General features: G+C 60.1%; 19 protein-coding genes. 12 read left to right on the forward strand and 7 right to left on the reverse strand.

What is annotated here, in order from left to right; translation table 11 throughout:
- Both pyrE and MA04_RS07245 read left to right on the forward strand, forming a co-directional pair.
- On the forward strand, positions 1 to 672 hold the full coding sequence (gene pyrE / locus MA04_RS07240; protein WP_262460019.1) for an orotate phosphoribosyltransferase: 672 nt from the start codon (positions 1 to 3) through the stop codon (positions 670 to 672).
- On the forward strand, positions 669 to 1,289 hold the full coding sequence (locus MA04_RS07245) for a hypothetical protein (RefSeq protein WP_262459944.1): 621 nt from the start codon (positions 669 to 671) through the stop codon (positions 1,287 to 1,289). The genes pyrE and MA04_RS07245 overlap by 4 nt, the downstream gene beginning before the upstream one ends.
- 155 nt (positions 1,290 to 1,444) lie before the next feature.
- Here the strand turns inward: MA04_RS07245 and slmA are convergent, their stop codons facing one another.
- The 5 genes from slmA to coaBC all read right to left on the reverse strand — a co-directional run bounded on the left by slmA (position 1,445) and on the right by coaBC (position 7,040).
- Positions 1,445 to 2,047 carry a nucleoid occlusion factor SlmA gene (gene slmA, locus MA04_RS07250; RefSeq protein ID WP_262459945.1) on the reverse strand — a complete coding sequence of 201 codons (603 nt, stop codon included), beginning with the start codon at positions 2,045 to 2,047 and terminating at the stop codon, positions 1,445 to 1,447.
- A gap of 102 nt (positions 2,048 to 2,149) precedes the next feature.
- Positions 2,150 to 3,049, reverse strand: a complete 900-nt coding sequence (gene argB / locus MA04_RS07255; protein WP_262459946.1) for an acetylglutamate kinase — start codon at positions 3,047 to 3,049, stop codon at positions 2,150 to 2,152.
- Positions 3,050 to 3,069: 20 nt separating this feature from the next.
- Complete coding sequence (locus MA04_RS07260; protein ID WP_262459947.1) at positions 3,070 to 5,232, reverse strand: hypothetical protein; 2,163 nt, start codon at positions 5,230 to 5,232, stop codon at positions 3,070 to 3,072.
- 127 nt (positions 5,233 to 5,359) lie between these two features.
- On the reverse strand, positions 5,360 to 5,812 hold the full coding sequence (dut, locus tag MA04_RS07265; protein WP_022996572.1) for a dUTP diphosphatase: 453 nt from the start codon (positions 5,810 to 5,812) through the stop codon (positions 5,360 to 5,362).
- 28 nt (positions 5,813 to 5,840) lie between these two features.
- Entirely contained in the window at positions 5,841 to 7,040 is a 1,200-nt protein-coding gene (gene coaBC, locus MA04_RS07270) for a bifunctional phosphopantothenoylcysteine decarboxylase/phosphopantothenate--cysteine ligase CoaBC (RefSeq protein ID WP_262459948.1), read from the reverse strand.
- 136 nt (positions 7,041 to 7,176) lie between these two features.
- Here coaBC and radC point away from each other — a divergent pair, with 136 nt between their 5' ends.
- The 3 genes from radC (at position 7,177) to rpmG (ending at position 8,491) form a co-directional block, all read left to right on the forward strand.
- The gene (radC, locus tag MA04_RS07275; RefSeq protein WP_262459949.1) at positions 7,177 to 7,851 is read left to right on the forward strand and encodes a RadC family protein; all 675 of its coding nucleotides are present in this window, start codon (positions 7,177 to 7,179) and stop codon (positions 7,849 to 7,851) included.
- A 224-nt stretch (positions 7,852 to 8,075) separates the two neighbouring features.
- Positions 8,076 to 8,312, forward strand: a complete 237-nt coding sequence (rpmB, locus tag MA04_RS07280; RefSeq protein ID WP_014992560.1) for a 50S ribosomal protein L28 — start codon at positions 8,076 to 8,078, stop codon at positions 8,310 to 8,312.
- Positions 8,313 to 8,323: 11 nt separating this feature from the next.
- Positions 8,324 to 8,491, forward strand: coding sequence for a 50S ribosomal protein L33 (rpmG, locus tag MA04_RS07285; protein ID WP_014992561.1), 168 nt, complete (start codon positions 8,324 to 8,326; stop codon positions 8,489 to 8,491).
- A gap of 298 nt (positions 8,492 to 8,789) precedes the next feature.
- Here the strand turns inward: rpmG and MA04_RS07290 are convergent, their stop codons facing one another.
- Both MA04_RS07290 and MA04_RS07295 read right to left on the reverse strand, forming a co-directional pair.
- Positions 8,790 to 9,083 (reverse strand): type II toxin-antitoxin system RelE/ParE family toxin, encoded by a 294-nt coding sequence (locus MA04_RS07290; protein ID WP_262459950.1) that lies wholly within the window; start codon positions 9,081 to 9,083, stop codon positions 8,790 to 8,792.
- On the reverse strand, positions 9,071 to 9,343 hold the full coding sequence (locus tag MA04_RS07295; RefSeq protein ID WP_262459951.1) for a CopG family ribbon-helix-helix protein: 273 nt from the start codon (positions 9,341 to 9,343) through the stop codon (positions 9,071 to 9,073). The genes MA04_RS07290 and MA04_RS07295 overlap by 13 nt, the downstream gene beginning before the upstream one ends.
- Positions 9,344 to 9,972: 629 nt before the next feature.
- Here MA04_RS07295 and MA04_RS07300 point away from each other — a divergent pair.
- The 7 genes from MA04_RS07300 to MA04_RS07330 all read left to right on the forward strand — a co-directional run bounded on the left by MA04_RS07300 (position 9,973) and on the right by MA04_RS07330 (position 16,204).
- On the forward strand, positions 9,973 to 10,197 hold the full coding sequence (locus tag MA04_RS07300; RefSeq protein WP_262459952.1) for a hypothetical protein: 225 nt from the start codon (positions 9,973 to 9,975) through the stop codon (positions 10,195 to 10,197).
- 7 nt (positions 10,198 to 10,204) lie between these two features.
- Complete coding sequence (locus MA04_RS07305; protein ID WP_262459953.1) at positions 10,205 to 10,684, forward strand: TadE/TadG family type IV pilus assembly protein; 480 nt, start codon at positions 10,205 to 10,207, stop codon at positions 10,682 to 10,684.
- Positions 10,685 to 10,790: 106 nt separating this feature from the next.
- Entirely contained in the window at positions 10,791 to 11,729 is a 939-nt protein-coding gene (gene cpaB / locus MA04_RS07310) for a Flp pilus assembly protein CpaB (RefSeq protein ID WP_262459954.1), read from the forward strand.
- Positions 11,719 to 12,903 (forward strand): type II and III secretion system protein family protein, encoded by a 1,185-nt coding sequence (locus MA04_RS07315; protein ID WP_262459955.1) that lies wholly within the window; start codon positions 11,719 to 11,721, stop codon positions 12,901 to 12,903. Before cpaB ends, MA04_RS07315 begins: the two co-directional genes overlap by 11 nt.
- A 12-nt stretch (positions 12,904 to 12,915) precedes the next feature.
- Positions 12,916 to 14,085 carry an AAA family ATPase gene (locus MA04_RS07320; RefSeq protein WP_262459956.1) on the forward strand — a complete coding sequence of 390 codons (1,170 nt, stop codon included), beginning with the start codon at positions 12,916 to 12,918 and terminating at the stop codon, positions 14,083 to 14,085.
- Between the two features lie 42 nt (positions 14,086 to 14,127).
- Complete coding sequence (locus MA04_RS07325; RefSeq protein WP_262459957.1) at positions 14,128 to 15,294, forward strand: CpaF family protein; 1,167 nt, start codon at positions 14,128 to 14,130, stop codon at positions 15,292 to 15,294.
- Positions 15,284 to 16,204: a type II secretion system F family protein gene (locus MA04_RS07330; protein ID WP_262459958.1), complete on the forward strand. Its 921-nt coding sequence runs from the start codon at positions 15,284 to 15,286 to the stop codon at positions 16,202 to 16,204. The genes MA04_RS07325 and MA04_RS07330 overlap by 11 nt, the downstream gene beginning before the upstream one ends.
- The last annotated feature ends 3 nt before the right edge of the window (positions 16,205 to 16,207 follow it).

The raw sequence follows: 16,207 nt of genomic DNA on the forward strand, positions 1-16,207 counted from the left end.
ATGAAAAACTACAAAAAGCATTTTCTGCGGTTCGCCGAGCAGCGCCAGGCGTTGAAGTTCGGCGAGTTCACGCTCAAATCGGGGCGTATAAGTCCTTACTTCTTTAACGCCGGCACTTTCCATACCGGGGAAGCGCTGGCGCGCCTGGGACGCCATTACGCCGACGCCATCGTCGAGTCGGGCATCGAATTCGATATGCTGTTCGGCCCGGCCTACAAGGGTATTCCGCTGGTGTCCTCGGTGGCGGTGGCGCTCGCCGAGCATCACGGTCTGGATTATCCCTGGGCCTTCAATCGCAAGGAGGTCAAGGACCACGGCGAAGGCGGTTGGCTGGTGGGGGCGCCCCTCAATGGCCGGGCGCTGATCATCGATGATGTCATTACCGCCGGCACCGCCATTCGTGAAGTGGCGGCGCTGTTCGCGCAGACCGATGCTTCCATCGCCGGGGTGTTCGTGGCGCTGGACCGCCAGGAGCGGGGGCAGGGAGAGCCCTCGGCGGACGGTAAAGCGAAATCCGCGATCCAGGAAGTGCAGGACAGCCTGGGCGTGCCGGTGCGCAGTATCGTTTCCATGGAAGACATCATCGGCTGGCTTGATCAGCAGCCGGACCGGGAAGCGGAACGGGCCGCCATGGACGCCTACCGGGTACGCTATGGGGTGAGCGAGTCGTGAGAGCAACGGTACTGCTGCTGGGTGTGTTGTTGAGTGTGTTGAGCGCTGCCGCCATGGCGGCGAACAAGACCGAGGAAGCAGAACAGCGGCTGTACCGTTACCAGTCCGCGGACGGGGCCATGGCGATCAGCGCCACCCTCACCGAAGCGGCCATTCACGCCGGTTACCAGGTGCTCGACCAGCATGGTCGGGTGCTGGAAACGGTGGCGCCTGCGCCGCCGGAGGAACAGGCCCGCCGCCGCAAGGAACAGGCCCGTCAGCAACAGGCCAAGGCTCAGGCCCAGCGCGACGGTGAATTGCGCCGCCTCTACGCCGGGCCGGGCGACGCCGAACGGGCCCGCGATCGGCAGCTGCAGGCGCTGCAGCTCAATATCGACTACACCGAGAACACCATCCAGCAGCTTAACAACAAGCAGGACGAGGAAATCCGCAAGGCAGCCCGGGCCGAGCGGGCTGGCCGGGAAGTGCCCGACAGCGTGCGCGATGCCATTGAACGTTACGGCCGCCAGGCTCGCGAGAACCGCGAGAAAATCGAGGAATACCAGGAGGACATGGCGCGGGTACGGGAGGAATTCACCCCCATCATCCAGCGCCTGCGCGAGCTGGAAGCTCAGTAATCACACCTGTTTTTCACCACTGTGGGAGCTTGCCTGCAAGCGAATCTTTGGATGCCAGAGCCCATTCGCTTGCAGGCAAGCTCCCACAGCGGCTAAAGATCGGGCTGTTTAGTTTTGTCGCTGTCAACTGTCCACTGTTAACTGTCAACTGCCTTTTAAAGCGCTTCCCCGTCCGCACGAAAGATCATCGGCGCGATCAGTGCCCATTGCTCATGCCAGTCCTCGGCGGGACGGGCGCGGAAGCCCGAGCGCACGAACTGGGCGATACGCCCCTCCACCACGGACAGCAGCAGATTGGCGGTGATGCCCGGAGTGGCGCGGGTGCGCTTGCCTTCGCGGAATTCGGCGTCACGGACCACCTGTTTCAGCTGGCTCTCCACCCGGTCGTAGAATTGCTGAATACGCTGACGCAGCCGCTCATTCTCGCCGGTCAGGGCGTCGCCGGTAAGCAGCCGGGTAATGCCCGGATTGCGCTCGGTGAAGGCCAGAATCAGCGTCAGAATCTGCTCCACCTGTTGCAGCGCGTCCCCTTCGGAGATGATGCGGTTAATGCGCGAGAACACCGAGTCCTCGATGAACTCGATCAGCGCCTCAAGCATGCGTGCCTTGCTGGGAAAATGGCGATACAGCGCGGACTCGGACACCCCCACTTCCCTGGCCAGCCCGGATGTGGTCACCCGGCCCCCCGGCTCCGCTTCCAGCATGTAGGCCAGTGTTTGCAGGATTTGCTCCTTGCGAGAAGGCTTCTTTTCGGTCATATCCTGGTTACCCGTTTTATGTGAGCCGGCCCGGCGATGCCGCCGCCGGGCCGGTGTGCTCCACCCCAAATGGAGCCAATAACAAAGCGCCGTTCCGGCGCATCAATCGCGGCTGATGAGCGTGCCGATGCCCTGATCGGTGAGAATTTCCAGCAGCACCGCGTGAGGCACCCGTCCATCGATGATGTGCGAGGTGTGCACCCCGTTCTCCACGGCTTCCAGGGCGCAGCGAATCTTCGGCAGCATGCCGCCGTAGATGGTTCCGTCCTTGATCAAGGCATTGACCCGCTCCGCGCTCAGACCAGTGAGAATACGATCGTTCTTGTCCTTGAGCCCGGCCACGTTGGTCAGCAGGATCAGTTTCTCGGCGCGCAGCACCTCGGCCACCTTGCCGGCCACCAGGTCGGCGTTGATGTTGTAGCTGATACCCTGGTCATCCACGCCGATGGGCGCGATCACTGGAATGAAGTCACTGCCGGACAGCAGCGAAAGAATGCGGGTGTCGATGCCCTGCACTTCCCCCACGTGACCGATATCGATGATTTCGGAGGCCTTCAGTTCCGGATTGTCGGCGTCCTCGTTCCGCAGCAGCATTTTGCGGGCGCGGATCAGACGGCCGTCCTTGCCGGTGAGGCCGATGGCCTGGCCGCCGTTGTGCTGGATCAGATTGACGATGTCCTTGTTGACCAGGCCGCCGAGCACCATCTGCACCACGTCCATGGTCTCCTGATCGGTGACGCGCATGCCCTGGACGAACTTGCTTTCCTTGCCGAGACGGTTGAGCAGATCACCGATCTGCGGACCGCCGCCGTGGACGATCACCGGATGGATACCCACCTGCTTCATCATCACCACGTCACGGGCGAAGCTGTTCTTCAGCTCATCATTTTCCATGGCGTTGCCACCGTACTTGATCACCACGGTGGTTCCGGAAAAACGCTGAATATAGGGCAGAGCCTCGATCAGAACGCGCGCGGTTTCCTGGGCGCTCTTGGTATCCATGTCATTCTCCAGCCAAAACGTCAAAAGGGCAGCGCCAGGTCGGGGGACACCGCCCGGAGCTGATCACGGAACAGATCCTTGACCCGTTCCAGGGCCGCCGTGTCGCGACCCTCGAAGCGCATTTCCAGCACCGATTGTAAGGGGCAAAGCCTCACCACGCCCCACCCATCGGGAAATTCCACCCGCAGGCCGTCCACGGTGGCGGCGCGTCCACCAGGAAAGCGGCCGTCCGCGCGCAGCGCCGAGACCAGCGCCCGCCCCTGATCACCGGGGACAGGCAGTCGCAGCAGCGGGGTGCTGCGCCCGGTGGCGAGGCCGGCGAACACGGTGGCGCTGTCGCTCTCCTGCATGCTGAGAATCTCCAGCACCCGGGCCGCCGCATAGAAACCGTCAGCGAAACCGAACCAACGGTCCGCGCAAAACACCCGGCCGGACCACTCGCCCGCCAGCGGCGCCCCCAAACGCAGGCGCTCCCCGGCGATATGGCGCCGGTCGGCGGCGCACAATACCGGGCGCCCGCCCTGTTTGCGAATCAGCGAGGGCAAGGCGCGGCTGCATTTTACGTCAAATAAAACGTCGGCGCCGGGGTGACGGCTCAACAGGTCCCGGGCCAGCAACATCAGCACCCGATCAGAAGCCACTTCCTCGCCCTGATGGTCCACCAGCGCCAGCGTATTCCCGCGCTGATCCAGGAGGATACCGACATCCGCGTTCTGTTCCGTCACCACGCGGCGCAGGGCATCGGCGGTCTTGGCCGGCACCACGGCGCAGCCCAGGCCATCGAACAGAGCGTGCGCCAGCGGCGCCAGCAGCGCGGGGGCGTGCAGGGCCAGCCGTAGAGGCCGGGCCAGAACGATATCGTCACGAAGCTGGCGCAAGTAAGTGTCGAAGGGCGCTGGCTCGGGATCGGCCCGCCGCGAGGAAGCGGCCACGGTGCCGGCACTGTAGCGGCGCAAGGTGTCGAGATCGTCCTGGCCTGGTTCCTGTCCGTCCAGTACCGGGATCAGCCGCCAGCGATCGCCGTTTTTGTGGACGTACAGTCCTTCGCGGATGGCGCCGGTTTCCAGCCCGTGCCGCCACAGAGGCTCGGCGCAGGGCACCTGGTCCCGGGTTTTCAGGCCTTCCACCAGAATGCCGCCGCGCAGCGCGTCGAGCACCGCGTCGGCACCCTCCGAATCATCACTGGCCAGGCACAGGGCGGGGGCGTGCCTGTCCCGGGCCAGAGCGGCGAAGGCGCTGCCCAGGCGTGCCAGGAGCTCGGGGTCCGCCTTGAGAACAAGGCCGTCGCCGCTGAACACATCGTCCGGCAGCGGCGGCTGAGTGACCGCTGGCGCCGCCGGTTTGGGCGCGGCCGGTTCGCGGCGTTGCGGTTTGGGAGCGCTGCCCTGCCTCACCGGTTCCGGCTGCTCCGGGCGCCGCGTCAGCCTGGGCAGAATCAATGACAACAGGACCAGGCCGAGCCCCAGACCACCGGGCAGAATCCAGGCGGTTAGCGGAGGCGGCGGCGGTGGCCTATCCAGCCGTACCGTAAAGGTGCCCTGGGTGGCCTCTCCGGAAGCCATATTTGTGCCATGAAGAGCGATGCCATGAAGGGTAGCGGACTGGCCGCGTCGGGCCAGGGTGACCTCGTCCTGGATCAGGCGCACCTGGGCGCCCCGGGGCAGGCGCTGATCAAGCTGGCGCATCCAGGGCGAGAGGTCCTGCTGGATGATCAGGGCGCCGCCGGACACCGCCCGTCCCGCCAGCAGTGCCGGAGACTCGCCGCCGCGTCCGATCACCAGCGGAGCACGCCCGCTCCCTTCATGAAGCCGTTGCAGCAGATCCTGTTCGGTGAAACTGAGCGCGTCGGTGGCGGCGATATCCGGCACGATGCGTAAGCGGCCGTCGCGAAACCAGTCGGCATCGGAGACTTGCGCTTGCGCCAGCGCGCGCTGGACCGGGACTTCGCCGGGCAGGCGGGTCAGTCTGTCCTCGAGCCGTTGTGCCCGGTTCCACAGGTCGCGCGCCCATTCCCGGGCCAGGCCCTGCGCATCGGCTTGCGCGGTTTGCCATTGCCGTTGCTGGATCTGCTGATGGAAATAAACGGCCTGGACGGCGGCGAGCGCCATCCCCACCAGTAAAGCGAACAGAACGAAGGGCCGCGATGGGCGCGCGTCGGCGCCGTCGGCCTTGCTGTTGAACATGGTGTCCCCCCTTTTTGTACACTTGAACGACGATGTTCAAGCAACAACGCTGGCGGCCCCCACCGCCGGCGTTCGCGCCCGGCCCGCATTGGAATGATGTCATGCGCGGGACGGGCAGGTGCGGATGTTATTGTCGGCCACTGTGGCCGAAACCGCCGCTACCCCGTTGGCTTTCTGTGAACTGCTCGACCTGCTGCCAGACCACCTGCTGCACCGGCACGATCACCAACTGAGCCACTCGCTCACCAGGCTCCAGGGTGAAAGCGTTTTGCCCCCGGTTCCAGCAGGACACCATCAATTCGCCCTGGTAATCGGAGTCGATCAGCCCCACCAGATTACCCAGCACGATGCCGTGCTTGTGCCCCAGCCCGGAGCGCGGCAGCACCAGGCCGGCGTAACCGGGATCGGCGATGTGAATCGACAAACCGGTGGGCAGCAAAGTGGAATCGCCCGGCGCCAGGGTGATGGCTTCGTCCAGCATGGCGCGCAGATCCAGGCCGGCGGAGCCCTCGGTGGCGTAATGAGGCAAGGGGATGGTGTCGCCCAGACGCGGGTCGAGCACTCGATATTGCAGGTTCATGTGTTATCCCGGGTTGATGACGAAACTGTCAGTCCTTGTACCGTATCGCGATCAGCTCGATCAATTGCTTGGCGATCTGTCGCTTGGACGCCAGCGGCAGCACCTTGTGGCCGCCGGGCCAGATCACGGTCAGGGCGTTATTGTCGCTGTTGAAACCCACGTTGCTGCCGGACACATCGTTGGTGGCGATCATATCCAGCTTCTTGTTGGTCAGCTTGCCCTGGGCGTAGCTGATCACATCCTGGGTTTCCGCGGCGAAGCCCACGGTAAAGGGGCGTTTGTCGTGGCTGGCCACCGCGGCGATGATGTCCGGGTTCTTCACCAGGGTCAGGTGAATCTCCTCGGTGGACTTCTTGATCTTGTGGTCCGCGGTCACCGTCGGCCGGTAGTCCGCCACGGCGGCGGTGGCGATGAACACATCGCAACCCTGCTCCACCACTTCCATGCTGGTCTGGTACATATCCTGGGCGCGCACCACATCGATGCGTTGCACCCGCTCCGGGGTCGGCAAGGCCACCGGGCCGGCGATCAGCGTAACCCGGGCCCCCGCTTCCGCCGCCGCTTCCGCCAGGGCGAAGCCCATCTTGCCGGAGCTTTTGTTGGTCAGATAACGCACCGGGTCGATCGGCTCGCGGGTGGGGCCGGCGGTGATCACCACATGCCTGCCAGTGAGCAGATCGTAATGAAAGATATCCGCGGCCTGCCGGATGATCTCTTCCGGCTCCAGCATACGGCCCGGGCCCACTTCACCACAGGCCTGGTTGCCGGAGCCGGGGCCGAAGATGTGAATGCCCTTTTCCTGCAGGATCAGCTGATTCTTCTGCGTGGCGGTGTCCGCCCACATCTGCTGATTCATGGCCGGGGCGATGGCGATCGGTGCGCCGGTGGCCAGGCACAGTGTGCTCAGCAGGTCGTTACCATGGCCGTGGGCCAGGCGGGCGAGGAAATTGGCGGAGGCCGGGGCAATCAGGATCAGGTCGGCCCAGCGCGCCAGCTCGATATGCCCCATCGCCGCCTCGGCGCGGGGGTCGAGAAGATCGGTGTGCACCGGTTGTCCGGACAGCGCCTGCATGGTCAGCGGTGTGATGAATTCACAGGCACCCTGGGTCATCACCACGCGCACCTCGGCGCCGGCGTCCTGCAGGCGGCGGACCAGATCCGCGGCCTTGTAAGCGGCGATACCGCCGGTGACGCCGAGAAGAATTCGCTTACTAATCAAACGTTGCATACTGTATTTCCGTACAGTAGTTTGGAGTGGACGCTTTCGCAGTGTATGCCCAATGCCTGGCGGTGACAAACGGGCCAGAGGGCTGCGATTGGCGTCGGCTAGCAGGGCACTAAACCATCATCACGGAGGATATCCAATGGCAATAACGGACTGGCCGGAAAACGAACGCCCGCGGGAAAAGCTGCTGCAGCGGGGCGCGGCGGCACTGAGTGACGCGGAGCTGCTGGCAGTGCTGTTGCGCACTGGCGTGCGGGGCTGTTCCGCGGTGGACCTGGGGCGGAATTTGTTGAATGAGGCCGGTGATCTGCGGGCGCTGCTGGATCTGCCTCCGGAGCGCATGCGGCGTATGCGGGGGCTGGGAGGCACCCGCCTGACCCAGTTGCTGGCGGCGGTGGAACTGGGAAAACGCTATGTGGCCCTGGAACTGAAAAAGGAAGTGACCCTCAGTGAACCGGAGCCGGCCGCGCGCATGTTCATGTCGGAGCTGCGCGGGGAGCCCAGCGAAGTGTTCGCGGTACTGTTCATGGACAACAAGAACCGCATGCTGGGCTTCGAGAAGCTGTTCCGTGGCACCGTGGACGCCGCCGCCGTCTACCCGAGGGAAGTGGTGCGGCGGGCGCTGGACCATAATGCGTCCAGTATCATCGTCGGGCACAATCACCCCTCGGGCATCGCCGAACCCAGCCGCGCGGACCGCGATGTCACCCGCCGCCTCAGCGACGCCCTGAATCTGGTGGATGTCCGCTTACTCGATCACCTGGTGATCGGCGACAACCAGTGGCAGTCCCTGGGTCGCCTCGGCTGGCTGTAGCGGCGGGAAACCGGGGGTCAGGATTCGCCCCAGCAGGCTGGCTCCCACATGTGCTACGAAGCCGCTGTGGGAGCTGCCCTGGCGGCGAATACCGGTCCCGCCAGACCTCCCCCGTCCACCGCCACCGACGCTTTCCGCTTGATCCCCGGGGCGGGGTCTGGTATAAAACGCGGCCTTATTCCGGGGCTGCCCCGCCCCTATGTGATCATCACGGGAGCAAGATCATGTCCAAGGTTTGCCAGGTGACCGGCAAGCGCCCGGTAACGGGCCACAACGTGTCCCACTCGAACATCAAGACCAAGCGTCGGTTCGAACCGAATTTGCACTACCACCGCTTCTGGGTGGAAAGTGAAAAGCGCTTTGTGCGTCTGCGCGTATCCTCCAAAGGCATGCGCATCATCGATAAGAAGGGTATCGACTCAGTACTGACCGATATCCGTGCCCGCGGCATTCGAGTTTAAGGAGCTGACCCATGGCCGGTCCGGTTCGTGAAAAGATTCGTCTGGTGTCCTCTGAAGGCACCGGTCACTTCTATACCACCACCAAAAACAAGCGTCTCCATCCGGAAAAGATGGAAACCAAAAAGTTTGATCCGGTGGTACGCAAGCACGTGATGTACAAGGAAGCGAAGATCAAGTAACGCTTCCCCAGCCTGGCACGGGGCGAACAAATAAAGGCCTGGTGGCACAAGCCGCCGGGCCTTTTGTTGTACCCGCCAATCCGCCCTTTCCCGCAAAACCAACGACAAGCCGTTATTTCTGTGGGAGCTTGCCTGCAAGCGAATAGGGCAACGCCAGAGGCCTGAATTCGCCAGCAGGCTGGCTCCCACAGCTTTACTACAGAGCCGCTGTGGGAGCTTTGTCCGGGCGGCGGGCCGCTGCAAGTGAATGGCCAATGGCCCAGAGACATTCGCGGCCAAGGCTGCTTCCCACAGCGGCTTAATAACCCGCCTCCTTTTGATGCCGGAATGCCAAAACATAGACGGTATCGTCAGCGGGTTCAAAGCGGTACAGCGCGATATAACCAGAATCTCCGAAAGGAATCACCAATTCACGCAATACAGGAATCGCTTCGTCCGGGCGGCCAACGGTGGGGGTCGATTCCAGTAGCAAAAAGTGTTGCTCAATGACCTGCCCGGCACGCCGGGCTGCCTCCGGGGACTTATCAAGCAGGAACCGGCGGCATCTCGCCAGGCCTTGAGTTGCTCGGGCCGTAACGACTATTCGTGGCACTCGGGAGCATCCTGCTCATTGTCAGTGCCCCAGGTCTTCAACCAGTCGCGAACTTCCTGCCCCGTCAGATGCTGTCCTGTTTCCTGATAGGCTTGCCAGGAGGCCAGCGCTTCTTGCCGGAAGCTTTCGCGTGCTTCTTCCCGTTCAACATACTGCTGGATAGCCTCCAGCATGAGCCAGTGGGCCGAACGGCGCCGTTGATTGGCAAGATGCTGGACACGGCTTTTCAGTTCGTCGTCGATCTTCAGGGACGTTGCCATGACGGACCCTCGTATCAATAAGTAATACCTGGTGATAAATTAGCCTCCACCTGATCAAATGTCCAGTCCCCGATAACGATCAAGCGCGATTCAAGCTGCCTCCCCAACCTCCCCGTCAGTAGGTTGAAGCTCAAAATATCACCGCATATTCATGGTCCGGGAATAAAACTGAAACCCGGCCGGCGCCTTTCCGTCCTTAAAACCCGCCCTTATGCAACCTTATGTAACCCTTTGTACGGCGCCTGCACCCATGTGACCTGTGCCTCAGCATGATTTTACATATTGCATATAGGAAATGTGACTGAGCGCACTTTTTCATAATGACAAAATGACATTATTTCATTTGGAGTCAGGTTTTTGCACACTCAAAACAACTCACTGCGTATTCGAAAAATGTAAAACACGGAAAGGAGGTGTTGCAGGGATCGGGGGGCTAAGCAAAACCACTTATCGCATGCCACCCGCCGATCATCTTAAGAGCGGATCTGTAAGTGATTGAAATTGCTACGTGTATTTACGCAGTATGCACAAAGTAGAACTTGTGACGAACGTCACAACACGCCTACGATCGAAGCTGAAAGGTGCCCCTGTCTGGGGGGGCAATCAAAAACCGCAAGGGAGCGCTTAAAATGAAAATGATCCAATCCTTTAATACCGCCATTCAATCCTTGATGGTGCGTCTCTTTACCCAAATGCCAACTCGTAGTAACCGCCAGCGTGGGGCTAGTGCGTTGGAATATGTTGTTCTAGTCGCACTGATTGTCGTGATTATTGTGGCAGCTATCGCTTTCCTCGATGAGAGTGCTGTATCGGCGGTTTTTGCGCCTATTAAAAGTGCGATTTCTGGCGCCTGATAAAGTGATGTTCACTGCAGGTCGACGAGACAAATCAGGGAAAGAGAGAGGGGCGGTAGCCTTAGAATTTTTAGTCCTGTTTCCGCTGATCTTCTCCCTGATTTATGCCGCGGGGGTCTACGGCGTTCTGTTTTCCTGGCAAGTCAGGATGCAGATTGCCGTAGACCGAGCTACGGCCTCGGTGATGCATTTGGATAGAAATGGAACTGACGAACCTGACGTCGAGGCTTTGAAGCTGGCTAACGATAGTGTGGCTGGAGGTCTGGTGCCGGAATTCATGGGTTCCTTGTCAACAGAGGCCTGTTATCACCCCCCTGGCGCAGACGATCAAGTGGTTTGTACTTTAAAAGTGGTCTTAGCTGATGGGGGGTGTGCCGATGGACAGGGGGCGGTAGGTACGGCGAAAGGGCCTGGCGCCCTGGGTTTTTGGGGAGGCTTCCCGCCCATGCCGGACTGCCTGCAGGCCACGGCGAAAGTTGTTTATTAGCCGGAAAAAAAGCAGGGCGGAGTGTAAATCAGGCAACCTATCGTATTAGGGGCTGGTTTACCTGCTTCGCTGAATCGAATAACACGGCCAAACCCAAGGAGAAGGTATGGGGGCTCGATGGCTATACATGTTACCGGCGTTGCTGCTCAGTGTGTTGGCAGTGATTCTGGCTTTCATTGGACTTGCACGTGAGCCGGAGTCTTCCGAGGCGTCTACCCCCGGGGTGGTGATGCAGGTTACGGAGGAGCAAATCGAAGAGGCACTCAAACATAGCTATTGGGTAGCTACTCGTGAGCTGAATATTGGTACGACCATTAGCGAAGAAGATTTCCGAAAGGTCGGCGTCTCCGTGCCTCTTGCAGAAGCCGTGTCTTCCGGAGAGCCGGTTCAAGGCAAACTCTTACGCCGTAATGTCCGTGAAGGAGAGATCCTTTCAAAATCCCATCTCCAGGCATCCAATCGGTTGGCTCAAGCGGTTCCGGCAGGGTTTCGCGCTTTCTCAATTGGCATTAGTGATGTCTCTGGCGTAGGGGGCTTGCTTCAACCGGGGGACTTGGTGGACGTGCTTGCGCACTTCAAAAATGGGGAAGAACAACAACCGACAGTGATGATTCTGCTTAACAGCATTGAAGTAATCGCCGTCTACGGTCAACTGGAAGAGGCCGCGACAGGTCCCGAGGCCGAGCAGCAACAACGCCGGGGCCGTAATGCGACTGCCGTTCTGGCAATTCCTAGGGAAGACCTTCCCAAACTGTTTCTTGCGGACACCAACGGGGACCTGCGCCTGGCTTTGGCGGGCGAGGCCCAACATAGAGAAGCGTCCCCAGAAGAGAAGGGCGGACAAGAATTGGCGCAGGTAGAAACTGACGGTGCAGGGGAAACGGAGAAGAAAGACGCCTCCGAGGACCCGATACTTATGACCAAGATTAGCGATCTGTTTCCTGAAAAGAAAAAGGCACAACCGGTAAGACGAGCGCCGGCACCAAGAGGCCAGCGTGTGGAAGTTTATGAGGGATCTACGTCCAGGAGCACCTATGTACATTAAACAACGACAAAGCCCCAGCATCGTCGCGCCCGGCATTTTCTCCGGGGGGGCATACGGTATTTTCGCGGCGTGCGTCTTGTTCATGCTTCTGGCTATATCCCGGGCTTCTTGGGCGGATGAGGACGTCCTGGACAAGGTGATGCGGCTGGCCCCTGGGGATCAACGCGTGCTCGTGTTCCCTAGCCGGGTAACGAAAGTGGCGACCTCTGACCCGGAAGCCGCCGCCGTTTCCGTTAGCGCCAGCACGGAGCTGCTTTTAACGGCTAAAAAAGAAGGCTCTTCGGTGCTTTCTGTATGGCTCAATGGGAGCAACGAGCCGCTGAGAAGCACGGTCGTGGTGGCGGCCACCGCTGGAAATGCGATGCCTTTTGGGACCCAGGTGCAAACGGATATTCGCATTCTTGAGGTCAGCCGTAGTGAGCTGAATGCTTTTGGGTTTGAGTACTCCAACATCTTTGATGGGGCTGGCACCGAGGCCGGTATCAGCTCTCCGGCGACAGGAGCAGACGGCTTCAGCTTGTTCCGGATCGGCCGAAACTCCACAACCATCATAAATGCGCTGGAAAGCGGTGGGTTTGCTTATACATTGGCGGAACCTTCCTTAACTGCATTGAGCGGGCAAACGGCAACCTTCCTTTCTGGCGGCGAATTTCCGGTCCCGACACGAAGCAACAATGATGGTGTTCAGGTTGAGTACAAAAATTTCGGCGTTGGACTTGCATTGACCCCGACTGTCATCGACGACAACCAAATCATTCTCAAGGTTGCTCCGGAGGTCAGCGAGCTGGACTACTCCTCGGGAATACAAAGTGGTGGTGTCTCGGTGCCTGGATTACGGGTGCGCCGCTCCGAAACCACCGTTTCCATGGCTCCGGGAGAAACCTTCATTATCAGCGGATTGGTTAGCCGGAACACAGTCAACAACAGTGATCGTATCCCTGGTCTCGGCAATCTCCCAATTTTGGGCGTCTTCTTCCGCTCCGGTCGTATTGAACGGGAAGACAAAGAACTGGTGATGGTGGTTACGCCCCATTTGGTCTCCCCACAAAAATCCACCATGCCTCCAGGCACGTTACCGGGAGCGGGCTATCACGACAGCAGCACGGGCTGGCTGGATATGATGACGGAAACCCGTCGCGGCTCGCAGCCCATCCGTCACGGCTTGAGCTGGTAAAGGGAGAGTGTGATGGACGGCACCATGCTGGCGGTAGTGGAAGACGCGGGTACGGAAGCCTGGTTGGATCAGGCGCTTCAAGGCCTGGGCCGCTTGGAAAAAGTGACACGCAGCGACCTGGGGCGTGTACTGCGCATGCTTGAAGCCACCGGCGCGAGTGTGGCGCTGGTGGAGATGACAGACCGGGACGCCACCCAATCCATGGCGGTAATTAATGCGCTGAGTAACGCCCGCCCCTGGGTGACGGTAATCGCCGTAACGCGCATCGCCGACCAGGAAACCGTACTGCAGTGCATGCGATCCGGTGCGCGGGATTGTGTGATCGTGGGCAGCGACGGCGCTGAGCTACGTGACCGGCTGCGCCGTCACCAACTGGTAAGGCCCAGTCATTGGGGAGAAGAACTGCAGTCCAAGGTCCGTAATCTGACTATGGTGACAGCGGTAACCCCACAAATCGACAGCGCCTTTTTTGCCCAGAATCTGGCGGTATCCATGGCCGCGCAAAAGCCGGGGCAACGGATTCTCGCGATCGACATGGATGCTCGGGGCGATACGGTTTTCCATTCAGACAGCAAGAATAACTTCGACCTGGGGCAGCTCCTGTCCAGCCCGGATACGCTCGATGAAACTTTGATCGACACGGCCTTGGAGGAGTACCGGCCTGGCTTGCGCCTGCTCGCGGGCGGACCTGGAAGCGACTTTCTCGGTGACCGGGGCGCGGACTTGTTTATCGCTCTGACACGATTAATGACCATGTTTGATCACATCGTCCTGAATGTGGGCGCGATCAGCCAGTCCGCCTGGGTTCGGGTGATTGGCGTGCATGTGCGAGAGCTACTGTTGCTGGCCAACCAGGAGGTGCCGGTAGTAAGAGCGGCCCGGGACAATATTGCCGACTGGCGGCCCTATCTGGCTTCCAACACGGACATCCTGGTTGTCGTCGATGGATACGAACCCGCGGTGCCGCCAAAGGCGGATGAGCTAGGAGAGAGTGTCGGTGCGGAGATTGCGGCAACCTTGCCGATGGAGTGGAAACAGAGGCTGGAGGCCATCAACCTAGCTCAGCCAATCCTCGAGAGCGCACCGAAAAGCGGCTACGGCAAGGCGGTGAAGGCTCTGTCGGCCCGGCTGATGGGAAGCACCAAAGCCCAGAGCGGTAAGGGCTGGCTCAAAAGAGCCTGAGGCAAGACGGCTAAGGCCCAAACTAAGGAAAAAGGTGTCTGAGTGGCGGGACGAATTGACGATGAATACCAGCGGCTTAAAGCCCACACCCACAAAAGGGTAGTGGATAAGCTGGATGAAGATGGCGTGGAAGTAGGTGGCGCCAACCGTCCGCGTGTGGAAGACGCCATCACTCGTGCTGTGCATCAGTACATCGCGGAGCAGCGTATTCCGATTTCCAATCAAGACCTGAACCAACTGGCCCGGGACATGATTGATGAAGTCATGGGCTTCGGTCCCTTGGAGCCGCTACTTCGTGATGCCCGGATCAACGATATTCTGGTGAATGGCCCGCAAAGCGTCTTTATTGAAATCGCGGGAGTTTTGCAAAAGGCGGCGATCCGATTCATTGATAACGATCACATCGTCCGCGTGGTGCGCCGGATTCTGGCGCCTCTGGGGCGTCGCCTGGATGAAGCCAGCCCCATGGTGGATGCCCGGCTGCCAGACGGCTCACGTGTTAACGCCATTATTCCTCCATTGGCATTGGACGGACCTTCCGTATCTATCCGGAAGTTCAATCGTCACCATCTTTCCGCCGAGGACCTGATTCAATCCGGGTCAATGACCGAGGAGTGCTTGCAGGTATTGGTGGCGGCGGTGCAGGGGCGGCGCAATATTCTGGTCAGTGGCGGTACCGGTACCGGTAAGACCACTATGCTCAATCTGATCAGTCAGTACATTCCCAAGAATGAGCGGATCTTGACTATTGAGGATTCAGCCGAACTGGTATTGAGTCACCCCCATGTGGTGCGTTTGGAGACGCGCCCCGCCAATACCGAAGGCCGTGGCAGGATTACTGCCCGGGAATTGGTGATCAACGCCCTGCGGATGAGGCCAGACCGAATTATCGTCGGCGAGGTGCGTTCGGGGGAAATTATCGAGTTGCTGCAGGCCATGAACACCGGCCATGAAGGTTCCATGAGCACTATCCATGCTAACGGCACTCGGGAAGCGTTGGTACGTATCGAGACCTTGCTGGCGGTAAGTGGCTACGATGCCAGCGAAAAGGCGATTGCCCGTCTTATTGGCTCGGCGTTGGATATGATCATCCAGCTTGTGCGGCTACCGGATGGACGCCGCATGATCAGTGAGGTGGTCGCGCTTGACCCCCGTGAGGATGCCCCCTATCACATGGAATACGTCTATCGGGGGAACTATGACGGCTGATGCCTTGCTTGGTGCCGCCCGCAATCTCGCAATCCTGGCGGTAGTGCTGATCGTAGCTCAACTGCTTTGGGTGGCACTGCGCGAAAAGCAACGGGTAAAACGGAACGTCGCGGGCCGTCTACAAATCCATACCGAATTGCCTGGTGGTGAAGAGACGGCACATATCGCCAACGGACGTTACCAGCGCTTTCTGGTTAAGGCCGGCATGTCCTTGGATCAGTCATCGTTGGTGATGGGCATGTTGCTAATCTTCGCCACTGCCGGGCTAGTGTTGGTGTTTCTGGGGCCGCTCTGGCTGCCGTTAGTGCCCGTCTCTGCCCTCCTGCTTCTCGCATTGCTATGGAAAGTACGCTACGAACGCCGCCGCCGGATCATTTTTGAAAGCCTGCCGGGCCTGATCGACAACGTGATTCGAGGCATCGACGCCGGGCGCTCCCTGGATCAGGCCATGGTGGACAGTTTCCGGGATGCCCCCTCCGTTTACGAGGCCCTGTCATTCCGTATCCGCAGTGCGGTGGAATCTGGCCGTGATTACACCGACCTTCTCGATGATTTTGCCGAGCTGTATCAGATTCCACCTCTGGTGTTCGTGGCTGTGGCATTACGGACGTCCAACCGCTTCGGCAGTGCGGTCCGCCCGATCCTGAAGCAGACTTCCCGGGCTCTGCGTGCTCAACAGGAGTTGCGACGCGAGTTCATGGCTGCCACGGCGGAGACCCGTTTCACCGCTATTGCCTTCTCTGTGTTGCCGCCGGGAATTGGTGTGGTGTTGATCGCCATGAACAAGGGTTTTCGAGATATTCTTCTTGATACACAAGCTGGACACATCATGTTAGCGGTGTCAGGAGGACTGGTTTTGCTGGGCGTAATCATCATTTTTAGAATGGTGCAAGGGGTGGGCCGTGGTTAGCTT

This window comes from Alloalcanivorax balearicus MACL04, assembly GCF_025532145.1.
Lineage (GTDB): Bacteria > Pseudomonadota > Gammaproteobacteria > Pseudomonadales > Alcanivoracaceae > Alloalcanivorax > Alloalcanivorax balearicus.

What these genes read in the sequence shown, in the direction of transcription:
- pyrE (WP_262460019.1), top strand. Translation starts at nt 1, where the DNA reads ATGAAAAACTACAAAAAGCATTTTCTGCGGTTCGCCGAGCAGCGCCAG.
- slmA (WP_262459945.1), bottom strand. Translation starts at nt 2,047, where the DNA reads ATGACCGAAAAGAAGCCTTCTCGCAAGGAGCAAATCCTGCAAACACTG.
- argB (WP_262459946.1), bottom strand. Translation starts at nt 3,049, where the DNA reads ATGGATACCAAGAGCGCCCAGGAAACCGCGCGCGTTCTGATCGAGGCT.
- MA04_RS07260 (WP_262459947.1), bottom strand. Translation starts at nt 5,232, where the DNA reads ATGTTCAACAGCAAGGCCGACGGCGCCGACGCGCGCCCATCGCGGCCC.
- dut (WP_022996572.1), bottom strand. Translation starts at nt 5,812, where the DNA reads ATGAACCTGCAATATCGAGTGCTCGACCCGCGTCTGGGCGACACCATC.
- coaBC (WP_262459948.1), bottom strand. Translation starts at nt 7,040, where the DNA reads ATGCAACGTTTGATTAGTAAGCGAATTCTTCTCGGCGTCACCGGCGGT.
- radC (WP_262459949.1), top strand. Translation starts at nt 7,177, where the DNA reads ATGGCAATAACGGACTGGCCGGAAAACGAACGCCCGCGGGAAAAGCTG.
- rpmB (WP_014992560.1), top strand. Translation starts at nt 8,076, where the DNA reads ATGTCCAAGGTTTGCCAGGTGACCGGCAAGCGCCCGGTAACGGGCCAC.
- rpmG (WP_014992561.1), top strand. Translation starts at nt 8,324, where the DNA reads ATGGCCGGTCCGGTTCGTGAAAAGATTCGTCTGGTGTCCTCTGAAGGC.
- MA04_RS07295 (WP_262459951.1), bottom strand. Translation starts at nt 9,343, where the DNA reads ATGGCAACGTCCCTGAAGATCGACGACGAACTGAAAAGCCGTGTCCAG.
- MA04_RS07300 (WP_262459952.1), top strand. Translation starts at nt 9,973, where the DNA reads ATGAAAATGATCCAATCCTTTAATACCGCCATTCAATCCTTGATGGTG.
- MA04_RS07305 (WP_262459953.1), top strand. Translation starts at nt 10,205, where the DNA reads ATGTTCACTGCAGGTCGACGAGACAAATCAGGGAAAGAGAGAGGGGCG.
- cpaB (WP_262459954.1), top strand. Translation starts at nt 10,791, where the DNA reads ATGGGGGCTCGATGGCTATACATGTTACCGGCGTTGCTGCTCAGTGTG.
- MA04_RS07315 (WP_262459955.1), top strand. Translation starts at nt 11,719, where the DNA reads ATGTACATTAAACAACGACAAAGCCCCAGCATCGTCGCGCCCGGCATT.
- MA04_RS07320 (WP_262459956.1), top strand. Translation starts at nt 12,916, where the DNA reads ATGGACGGCACCATGCTGGCGGTAGTGGAAGACGCGGGTACGGAAGCC.
- MA04_RS07330 (WP_262459958.1), top strand. Translation starts at nt 15,284, where the DNA reads ATGACGGCTGATGCCTTGCTTGGTGCCGCCCGCAATCTCGCAATCCTG.